The organism is uncultured Abyssibacter sp., assembly GCF_964000955.1.
Taxonomy (GTDB): domain Bacteria; phylum Pseudomonadota; class Gammaproteobacteria; order Nevskiales; family OUC007; genus Abyssibacter.
Genome location: NZ_CAXFCL010000178.1, coordinates 1 through 2,562, shown reverse-complemented (window position 1 = coordinate 2,562; position 2,562 = coordinate 1). Strand labels below are relative to the sequence as shown.

General features: G+C 66.7%; 3 protein-coding genes. All 3 read left to right on the top strand.

What is annotated here, in order from left to right; genetic code table 11:
* Positions 1–680, top strand: a 680-nt coding sequence (locus ABNS06_RS08650) for an acyl-CoA dehydrogenase (protein WP_348673926.1), incomplete at its 5' end; no start/stop codon positions are given.
* 2 nt (positions 681–682) lie between these two features.
* The gene (locus ABNS06_RS08645; RefSeq protein WP_348673924.1) at positions 683–1,570 is read left to right on the top strand and encodes a CoA ester lyase; all 888 of its coding nucleotides are present in this window, start codon (positions 683–685) and stop codon (positions 1,568–1,570) included.
* Positions 1,567–2,562: acetyl-CoA hydrolase/transferase C-terminal domain-containing protein (locus ABNS06_RS08640; protein WP_348673922.1), on the top strand; the 996-nt coding region annotated here is incomplete at its 3' end. The genes ABNS06_RS08645 and ABNS06_RS08640, both read left to right, overlap by 4 nt.

Genomic DNA, 2,562 nt, shown 5'->3' with positions numbered 1-2,562 from the left:
TGTCGAACAAGATTCTGCTGCTGGCGCGCACGACGCCGCTGGAAGACGTGCAGAAGAAGACGCACGGCCTGTCGCTGTTCTACACCGATCTGGACCGCGCCAAGGTCGAGGTCAAGAAGATTCACAAGATGGGCCGGCATGCGGTCGACTCGAACATGCTGTTCATCAACGACCTGTGGGTGCCGGAGGAAGACCGCATCGGTGAGGAAGGTCAGGGCTTCAAGATTCTGCTGCACGGCCTGAACCCGGAACGCGTGCTGGTCGCCATCGAAGCCATCGGCATCGGGCGGGCGGCGATCCAGCGGGCCGCGGACTACGCCAGGGAACGCATCGTGTTCGGCCGGCCGATCGGCCAGAACCAGGGCATCGCCCACCCGCTGGCGAAATGCTGGGCGCAACTGGAAGCCGCGAATCTGATGGTCATGAAGGCCGCGACGCTGTTCGACCAGGGGGCCGAATGCGGCGTGGAGGCAAACAGCGGAAAATACCTGGCAGGCGAGTTCGCGTTCGAAGCCTGCCACACGGCCATGCTGACACTGGGCGGGATGGGCTATGCGCAGGAATACCACGTGGAGCGCCTGTTGCGAGAAGTGCTGATTCCGCGCACGGCCCCCGTCAGCCCACACATGATCCTGAACTTTCTGGCGGAAAAGGTTCTGGACCTGCCGAAAAGTTACTGACCATGAGCCAAGAAGAACTCTTCCATGCCCGCTCCTGGCTGTTCGCGCCCGGAGACAGCGAACGCAAGATGGACAAGGCCACCGCCGGCAACGCCGACATCGTGATCTTCGATCTCGAGGACGCCGTCGCCGAAGCGGAAAAGCCCAAGGCCCGCGAGCTGATCCCCGCCTTCCTGAACGCGCAGGGTGACGACCGCTCCCGGCTGTGGGTTCGCATCAACCCCTTGCAGGGCCCGCATGCACTGACCGATCTGGCCGCGGTAATGCCGGGCCGCCCCGGCGGCATCATGCTGCCGAAGTCGCAGGGCCCGGCCGACGTCGAAACGCTGGACCACTACCTGTCCGCGCTGGAAGTCGCCAACAGCATCGAACCGGGCAGCACCCGGGTCATCGCCCTGGTCACCGAAACCGCCGAAGGCATGTTCACCACCGGCCAGTACGCCGGCTCGCCGCGACTGGTCGCGCTGAGCTGGGGCGCCGAAGACCTGGCCGACGCCGTCGGCGCCAGCGAGAACCGCAACCCGGACGGCAGCTACGGTTTCACCTATGAGCTGGCACGCAGCCTTTGTCTGCTGGGTTCGGCCGCGGCCGGCATCGCCGCCGTGGAAACCATCCATGGCGATTTCCGCGATCTGGACGGGCTGCGCGAACGCGCGATCCGGGTCCGCAAGGCCGGCTTCCGCGGCATGCTGGCGATTCACCCCGCGCAGGTGGACGTGATCAACGAGGCCTTCTCGCCCAGCGAGGAAGAACTCGCCGAGGCCCGCGCCATCGTCGATCTGTTCGCCGCGAATCCGGGCGCCGGCACCATCGGCTACAACGGCGCCATGCTCGACCGCCCCCATCTGGCCCGCGCCCAGGCGCTGCTCAAGCTGGCGGGGCAGGCATGACGGTGACGACCGACCTCGCCGGCCTCGACCTCTCCGCCTGGCTCAAGCCCGGTGACCACATCGTCTGGGGCCAGGCCTGCGGCGAGCCGCTGTCGCTGATCGAAACACTGATTGCCCAGGCCGAGGGCATCGGAGACCTGTCAGCCTTCGCCGCCACCAGCTTTTCCGGCGTGCTCACGCCGGAGGCCGGCGAGCGAATCACCCTGTCCAGCATGGGCGCCATCGGCGCGCTGCGTTCCCTGACCAAGGCGGGCAGGCTCAACATCATTCCCTGCCATGTTGGCCAGGTCGCGCCGATGATCGAACAGGGGTTGATCGGCTGCGATGTCGCCTTCGTGCAGGTCAGTCCGCCGGATGCCGACGGCAACCACAGCTACGGGCTGATCAACGATTTCATCCAGACCGCCGTCGCCAGGGCGCGGGTGGTGATCGCCGAGGTCAACGACCAGGTGCCGTTCACCCACGGCGACGCCCTGCTTCCGGCCTCGAAGATCGACTGCGCCGTGCGGGTCTCGCGCACGCCGGTGGAAGTGCAACCGGCAAACATCGGCGAGACCGATCAGGCCATCGCCAAGACCCTGGCCGGCTACATCGACGACGGCAGCGTGTTGCAGGTGGGCATCGGCGCCGTGCCAGACGCCACGCTGCGGCTGCTCACCGACCGCCGCGATCTCGGCGTGCATTCCGGCATGGTTGGCGACGGCCTGGTGGACCTGGTCGAGGCCGGCGTGATCACCAATGCCCGCAAGCCCATCGATGCCGGCGTGTCGATCACCGGCGCGCTGATCGGCACCCGGCGCCTTTACGCCTTCGCCGACCGCAATCCGCAGCTTGGTCTGCGCCGCGCCGACTACACCCACGACGCCGCGGTGCTGGCGAAGCTCGACAAGCTGGTGACGATCAATTCCGCGGTCGAGATCGACCTCACCGGACAGGTCAACGCCGAGCAAAGCGGTGACCGCTATTTCGGTGGCACCGGCGGTCAGGTGGAC

What these genes read in the sequence shown, in the direction of transcription:
- ABNS06_RS08645 (WP_348673924.1), top strand. Translation starts at nt 683, where the DNA reads ATGAGCCAAGAAGAACTCTTCCATGCCCGCTCCTGGCTGTTCGCGCCC.